This is a genomic window from Streptomyces sp. NPDC002306 (assembly GCF_053593435.1).
Map to the genome: position 1 here is coordinate 22,316 of NZ_JBSFCK010000057.1, position 7,230 is coordinate 29,545.

Here is a 7,230-nt window from a genome sequence, read left to right on the forward strand (position 1 = left end):
GCTCCCGCGGGGGACGGGCACTGACGTGGCCCTGACGCCCCGCGGTCGGATCCTGACGGTGACCTGACGTCGCCGGGGCGGGACCCGGTCGCGCGCTCAGCCGGTGTGCACCCGGGGCCTGCGGTCACGGTCGGGCTCCGCCTCGCGCAGCACCTCACGGGTGACCGGGGCGACCTCGCCCTGGCCGAAGAGGAAGAAGCGCAGGAAGTTGGCGAACGGGTTGCCCTCGGTCCACTCGAAGTAGATGTGCGGGGTGCAGCCGGTGGTGTCGCGGACGTGCAGGAGCAGCGCGGCCAGCGCGTTGGGGATGGAGGCGGACTCCAGGGTCAGCACGCGGTAGCGGTTGTGCAGGACCTCGCCGCGTACGGTCAGGCCCGCCTCGAACTCGGACGGGTCGGTCACCGTCACCTCGACGAAGACGAAGTCCTCCTGGCCGGGGATGTCGTTGTCCTGGCGGATCTGCTCGATCTTGTCGCGGTACTCGGCCTTGTCCCGCTGGTCGGGCTCGTTGGCGATGAACCGGATCTTCCGGCTGGCCATGTCCCGGACGAAGCGGGCCGCCATGTCGTCCAGCGTCACGCTGGTCACCCGCAGCTCGAAGGCGCGGGCCAGCCGGGACAGCAGCGAGACGAGGATGATGCCGGCGATGAAGCAGGCACCGATCTTCACACCGTCGGGACGCTCGATGACGTTCACGACCGTCGTGTAGAGGAACACCGCCGAGATGACCGCGAACCCGATGGCCCAGTTGCGCTGCCCGGCCTTGCGGGCGGCGATGGTCACGGCGATCGCCGCGGAGCTGATGAGCACCAGCACGCCGGTCGCGTACGCGCCGCCCTGGGCGTCGACGTCGGCGTCGAAGATCCAGGTGACCAGGAAGCCGACCAGGGTGAAGACGATGACCATGGGACGGACGGCACGTGCCCAGTGCGGGGCCATGCCGTAGCGGGGCAGATAGCGCGGCATCAGGTTCAGCAGCCCGGCCATGGCGGAGGCGCCGGCGAACCACAGGATCGCGATCGTCGAGGCGTCGTAGACCGTGCCGAAGACGTTGCCCAGGTACTCGTGCGCGAGGAAGGCCAGCGCGCGTCCGTTGGCCTGGCCGCCGGACTCGAACTCCTTCTCCGGGATCAGCAGGGTGGTGATGAAGCTGGTGGCGATCAGGAAGCAGCTCATGATCAGGGCCGCCGTGGTGAGCAGCTTCTTGGTGTCCCGGATACGGCCGGTCGGCGCTTCCTCGGTGTCGTCCGGGTCGCCCTCGACGTGCGGCATCACGGCGACGCCGGTCTCGAATCCGGAGAGGCCGAGCGCGAGTTTGGGGAAGACCAGCAGGGCCACGCCGATCATGGCGAAGACGTTGCCGTGTTCGGCGGTCAGGGCGGTGGACCAGTCCGTGACCACGTGTCCGGCGGAGGCGACGTGCCACAGGCCGACGATCACGACGACGACGTTCAGCGCGAGATAGATGCCCACCAGGGCGACGGCGACGCCGATCGCCTCCAGGAAGCCCTTGAGGAACACCGCGCCGAGCAGTGCCACCAGGATCAGGGTGATCAGCATCTGCCGGTCGTGCAGGGCGTCGTTCAGGTGCGGGTTCTCGACCAGGTGGGTCGAGGCGTCCGCCGCCGACAGGGTGATGGTGATCAGGAAGTCGGTGGCCGCGAACCCGAGCAGGGTGAGCACGAACAGTTTGCCCTGCCAGAACGACAGCAGCCGCTCCAGCATCGCGATCGAGCCCTCACCGCGCGGACTCTCCTCGGCCACCCGCCGGTACACGGGCAGGGCGCCCGCCAGCGTGACGATCACCAGCACGATGGTCGCGACGGGTGACAGCAGACCGGCCGCGAGGGCCGCGATGCCCGGCTGGTAGCCGAGGGTCGAGAAGTAGTCGACACCGGTCAGGCACATCACCCGCCACCAACGCTGCCCCTTGTGCGCGGGCTCCGGCTGCGTGTGGGGTCCCTGGTGGCCGCCGCCCTTGCCCATGTCGGACAGGCCCTCCAGCATCCAGGCGCGCAGGCGACTGGGGGGCGCATGATCGGTCGTGGCCATCGGCGTGCTCCTGAGGTGTGGCTCAGCGTGTGGTTTCGGCCATCACGCGGACGGCGGCACCAGCGTATGCAGAGAGTGACGCGTGGGCCCACGGATCTTGGAGCGGTGGGCGTCAAGCTTCCGTTAAGACTGGCCACGTTCGCGTGGCGCGCGCATCAAAAGACGGACGCGAGGAGCGGTCCGGCCCGGGTTGGGCTGTATGGGGGAGAAGCGGTCGGTTCCGGTCCGGTGAACGCCGGGCGGACACGCAGCGTCACGCGCGTCGAGGGGCGCGGGATCGCGTGCGGTCGGGAGCCGGTGGGAACCGGTGGTCCGCGGGTGAGGGGCGACACAGAGGGCGTCGCGCTGACGCGCGGATGCGCCCGGTTGCCGTCAAGGGCGTGACAAGCGCGCCTGAGAAGGCGTCAGGGGGGCGTCAACGACGCCCGGACCCGGCCGGCACGGTCACAGACTGAACGGCACGGGGGACGGATGACCGTCCGTGGCTCGGAGCGGGAGGGACCGTGACCCATCACGGTCGGAGGACCTCAGGGGGAGGCCGCCGCCCAGCCATGGAGGAGGAGGGAAGTCGTCCCGTCCGGGCGCACTCCCGGTCCGCGGCCTCGCGAGGGGCGCGGACGGGAGGGCCCCGGAACTCCCTCCGGCACCGGACCGTGGCCGCGCGGGCCGCTCCGCGCCGCCGCCCGCGGGCCACCGGGCCCGCGCGGCCGCGCCTCTCGCGCGCGGCCACGGTCCTGCCTGTCGTCGCCCCGGCCCGGGTGCCCGCGCGCGGCCGGGGCCTCGGCCGCCGTAGCCCGGTTTCGGCTGTCGGCGGCCCCGCTTGAGGACGCCCGCCTGCCCGGCCGCCCGGCCGCTCGGTCGCCTGGCTGCCCGGCCGCGTTCCGTCGAGGCGGAGGACGGGCGCCCGCCTCTCTCCGCCCACCCGCCCCGCCGCTGCCCGTCAAGACCGTGTCAACGTCCCCGCAAGCCGCGCCAGGGACGCGTCAAGACCCCCGCCCACGGGCCTGCCGAGTTGTTCGCTGAAGAGTGATGAACGACGTACGGCGCGGACGGCTGAAGGTCTACCTCGGGGCGGCCCCGGGGGTGGGCAAGACGTACCGCATGCTCGACGAGGCGCGCCGGCGGGCCGCGCGGGGCGCCGATGTCGTGGTGGGGTTCGCCGAGAGCCACGGCCGCCCGGCCACCGAGGCCATGCTCGACGGCCTGGAGGTCGTGCCGCGGATCCGGTGCGCCCACCGCGGCGGGGAGTCCGAGGAGATGGACCTGGCCGCGGTGCTCGCGCGCCGGCCGCAGATCGCGCTCGTCGACGAGTTCGCCCACCGCAACGTCCCCGGCGAGGGCCGCCATGCCAAGCGGTGGCAGGACGTCGAGGAACTGCTCGCGGCCGGCATCGACGTCGTCACGGCGGTCGACGTCCAGCACCTGGAATCCCTCAAGGACGTGGTCGAGAAGATCACCGGGGTGCCCCAGCCCGAGACGCTGCCCGACGAGGTCGTACGGCGGGCCCAGCAGATCGAGGTCGTGGACATCCCGCCCGAGGGGCTGCGCCGACGCATGGCGCACGGGAACATCTTCGCCGCCGACGAGATCGACGCGGCCCTCGCCAACCACTTCCGCCCCGGAAACCTCACCGCCCTGCGCCAGTTGGCGCTGCTGTGGGTGGCCGACCGGGTCGACGAAGCCCTGCACAGCTACCGGGCCGAGCACGCGATCGGCGGGGTGTGGGAGACCAGGGAGCGGGTCGTGGTGGCCCTGACCGGGGGGCCGGAGGGCGACACCCTCGTCCGCCGGGCCGCCCGGATCGCCGACCGGTCCGCGGGCGGCGACCTGCTCGCCGTGCATGTCGCCCGCAGCGACAGCCTGGTCGCCGGGGTCTCGCACGCCTCACTCGTCCGGCAGCGCAGGCTCGTCGAGGACCTCGGCGGCAGCTACCACTCGGTGGTCGGCGACGACGTGGCCGGCACGCTGGTGGAGTTCGCCCGCGCCGAGAACGCCACCCAGCTCGTCCTGGGCGCCAGCAGGCGCGGCCGCCTGGAACGGTTCCTGACCGGGCTGGGCACGGGGGAAGCCGTGACGGCGCTCTCCGGCGACATCGACGTGCACCGGGTCACGCACGAGCGGGCGGGCCGGGGCACGCTGCTGCCGTCCCGGCGCCGTACGCTCTCCACCGCACGGCTGATCGCCGGGCCCGTCGCCGGACTCGTCCTCCCGCTGCTGCTCACCGCCCTGCTCGCGCAGGCGCGCGGGACGGTCAACCTGACCAGTGACGCCCTGCTGTTCCTGCTGGCCGTGGTGGGCGTGGCCTGCATAGGCGGGGTGGCCTCCGCGGTGATCGCCTCCGTCACGGCGTCCCTGCTGCTCAACTACTGGTTCATCCCGCCCATCGGCCGGTTCACCCTGAACGACCCGAACGCGCTGCTCGCCCTCGTGGTGTTCGCGGTGGTGGCCGCCGTCGTCGCCGCGGTCGTCGACCGCTCCCTGCGCCTGTCGCGCCGCGCGGCCCGCGCCACCGCCGAGGCCGAGACCATGTCCTCCCTCGCGGGCAGCATCGTGCGCGGCGGCCAGACCATCCCGGCCCTGCTGGAACGCACGCGTGAGACTTTCGGCATGGCGTCGGCGGAACTGGTGGACGAGCCTCCCGACACGGACGGCGTCACCACGGTGCCCGCGGGCCCCGGCGCCTTCCTGGCGCTGCACGGGCGCACCCTGTCGTCGTCCGAGCGACGGGTCCTCGCCGCGTTCGCCGCGCATGTCGGGTCCGCGGTGGAGCGGGCCCGGCTCGCCGAGGCCGCCGCCGAGGTCGAACCGGTCCGGGCCGCCGACCGGATGCGTACGGCGTTGCTGCGGGCCGTCGGCCACGACCTGCGCACCCCGCTCGCCGCGGGCTGGGCGGCGGTCGCCTCGCTGCGCAGCCGGGACGTGGAGTTCTCCGCGGCGGACCGCGACGAACTCCTCGCCACCGCCGACGAGTCCATGGCCAAGCTCAACCGGCTGGTGGAGAACCTCCTCGACCTCAGCCGGCTGGAGGCGGGCGTGCTGAGGCTGAACCTGCGCGCCACCGCCCTGGAGGAGGTCCTCCCGGCGGCACTCGTGGACACCCCGGACGTCGAGGTCGGCGCCCTGGAGGCGATCCCCGGGGTGCTGGCCGATCCGCCGCTCCTGGAGCGCGTGATCGCCAACCTCGTCACCAACGCGGCCCGGCACACCCCGCCCGGCGGCCGGGTGCTCGTGACCGCGAGCGTGCTGGGCGGGCGGGCGGAACTGCGGGTCGTGGACCGGGGACCCGGGCTGCCGCCGACCGGCCGGGACCGCCTGTTCGAGCCGTTCCAGCGGCTCGGCGACACCGACAACACCACCGGACTCGGCCTGGGCCTCGCCCTGGCCCGGGGCCTCACCGAGGCGATGAGCGGGACCCTCACCCCCGAGGACACACCCGGAGGAGGACTGACGATGGTCGTCTCCCTGCCGCTGGCCCAACGGGCCGATCCGAGCGGATGCCCGATCGGGGTGTCCCGGCCGGGCGGAGCGTCGCGGCAGTAGCTCCGGGCGATCGGAGTGACGAGTGCGGCCGACCCGCTCCGGGCGAACGGCGAACGGCGTACGTGGGGGAGACGCCCCGTACGGCTATGTGCGTTCCGAGGTGCGTGACACGCTCGGCCCCGTCTCCCGTTCGACTCGCTCCGCGACCTGACGCAGCGCGGTCGCCCCGCACAGCAGGGTGCCGTCGGTCGTCGACCTGCGGGCGCCCTGCGCGAGACGGTCCCAGAGTTCGGGGCTGGCGACGAGGACCCGGGGGTCGACCACGACCCGGTCGCCGTCGGCGTCCCGGAGCAGCAGTCGCGGGGAGACGCCGTCGAGGCAGCGCACCGAGACCAGTCGGTCGGTGCGGACGCGCCGGGTGCGCAGCAGACGGCGGGAGGCGAGCCACCCCTCGCCGGCCCGGACGCGGGCCGGGCACAGCACCAGGAAGAGCAGGACGGCCAGTGCGCACCACAGGGCGCCGCGTCCCGGCGTGAGCGAGCCCGCGCCACCGTCGATCAGGAGCAGCAGACCGAGGAGTACGGCCGCACAGCGGACCGCGTCGGCCAGGTCCCGGGCCCAGCGGCGGTCGTACGCCGTCCCGTCGGACTGTGGGCCGGCCGCCCCGGGCCGGTCGTGTCGCGTGTCGTCGCGGTGTCCCATGCGGCCGACGCTAGGGACCGGGCCGGCGGGCACGACGGGCCTTGACGTGACGCTGACGGGTGGCGAGAGGTTCTTGACGCCGTCGCAGCGTCGTGCGCGTGGCGCGCCTCACGACCCGTCAACGACGTGTCAAGCTCCGCCGGCCGGGCGCGAAGAACGCGCAATGAGCGGTCCCCGGCGCCGGGCTCCGGCCCCACCCTGGGTGCACCGCGCGGCCTTCCACGAGTCCACCGCACCGCGCGTGACCCGCGGTCCCACCCGGTGTCGGCATGAGCCCGCCGCGCCCGCACCGCCCGGACGAACCCGTCGGGCGACCTCGGCAGAGGCCCGCCCTCTGTGCTCCGTACGAGGTCGTCCCGCGCCCCCGGTACGGGCCCCGCCCGCCGCCTCGGCACGGGCCCGAGGCGGCCGTCGATATGCGTCCGTGACGTGTGCCGTCGTCGGCGTCAGGGTCCCGTCAAGGGCCCGCAGCGCGCCGTAAGGGACACGTCAACGGCGGCGGAATCCGGCCGGTGAGGCTGTTTCCTCGAATCGTCCCCGTCCAACGAACCTCACTCCAGGAGTTCACGATGGCCGATCTGGCCTTCGTCGTCACCACGATCGCGGTCTTCGCGCTGGTGGCCTTCGTCGCCAAGGGGGTGACGAAGCTGTGACCGCCGAGAACATCGTCGGCCTCGTCGTGGCCGTCGCCCTGCTGGGCTATCTCGTCCTCGCCCTGATCTTCCCGGAGAGGTTCTGAGACACGACATGGGTCCCGTACTCGCCGGCGTACTCCAGCTGATCGCCCTCATGGCGGCGCTGGCACTCGCCTACGTCCCCCTCGGCAACTACATGGCCAAGGTCTACTCCTCCGACAAGCACTGGCGCGTCGAGAAGTGGATCTACAAGGGCATCGGTGCCAATCCGAACACGGAGATGCGCTGGCCCGCTTACCTGCGCGGTGTCCTGGCCTTCTCCGCCGTCGGCGTCCTCTTCCTCTACCTGCTGCAGCGGCTC

6 protein-coding genes are annotated in these 7,230 nt (G+C 73.0%); 4 read left to right on the top strand and 2 right to left on the bottom strand.

Going from position 1 to position 7,230, the window contains the following annotated elements:
• Positions 1–96 precede the first annotated feature (96 nt).
• Positions 97–2,052, bottom strand: a complete 1,956-nt coding sequence (locus ACWCQK_RS38820; protein WP_451163458.1) for an amino acid transporter — start codon at positions 2,050–2,052, stop codon at positions 97–99.
• A gap of 1,029 nt (positions 2,053–3,081) precedes the next feature.
• On the opposite strand from ACWCQK_RS38820, the gene ACWCQK_RS38825 reads away from it, so the two are divergent.
• Complete coding sequence (locus tag ACWCQK_RS38825) at positions 3,082–5,592, top strand: ATP-binding protein (protein ID WP_451163460.1); 2,511 nt, start codon at positions 3,082–3,084, stop codon at positions 5,590–5,592.
• 84 nt (positions 5,593–5,676) lie between these two features.
• Here the strand turns inward: ACWCQK_RS38825 and ACWCQK_RS38830 are convergent, their stop codons facing one another.
• A complete protein-coding gene (locus tag ACWCQK_RS38830) occupies positions 5,677–6,234 on the bottom strand; it encodes a hypothetical protein (RefSeq protein ID WP_451163462.1) in 558 nt (185 codons plus the stop codon).
• A gap of 512 nt (positions 6,235–6,746) precedes the next feature.
• On the opposite strand from ACWCQK_RS38830, the gene ACWCQK_RS38835 reads away from it, so the two are divergent.
• The 3 genes from ACWCQK_RS38835 to ACWCQK_RS38845 all read left to right on the top strand — a co-directional run.
• Positions 6,747–6,887 carry a hypothetical protein gene (locus tag ACWCQK_RS38835; RefSeq protein WP_451163464.1) on the top strand — a complete coding sequence of 47 codons (141 nt, stop codon included), beginning with the start codon at positions 6,747–6,749 and terminating at the stop codon, positions 6,885–6,887.
• The gene (gene kdpF / locus ACWCQK_RS38840; protein ID WP_016434100.1) at positions 6,884–6,973 is read left to right on the top strand and encodes a K(+)-transporting ATPase subunit F; all 90 of its coding nucleotides are present in this window, start codon (positions 6,884–6,886) and stop codon (positions 6,971–6,973) included. Before ACWCQK_RS38835 ends, kdpF begins: the two co-directional genes overlap by 4 nt.
• A gap of 8 nt (positions 6,974–6,981) precedes the next feature.
• Positions 6,982–7,230 (top strand): potassium-transporting ATPase subunit KdpA (locus tag ACWCQK_RS38845; protein WP_451163466.1); only part of this gene is annotated, 249 nt, incomplete at its 3' end.

Bases quoted from the DNA above. Each gene is read 5' to 3' on its own strand.
- ACWCQK_RS38830 (WP_451163462.1), bottom strand. From the start codon at position 6,234: ATGGGACACCGCGACGACACGCGACACGACCGGCCCGGGGCGGCCGGC.
- ACWCQK_RS38820 (WP_451163458.1), bottom strand. From the start codon at position 2,052: ATGGCCACGACCGATCATGCGCCCCCCAGTCGCCTGCGCGCCTGGATG.
- ACWCQK_RS38825 (WP_451163460.1), top strand. From the start codon at position 3,082: ATGAACGACGTACGGCGCGGACGGCTGAAGGTCTACCTCGGGGCGGCC.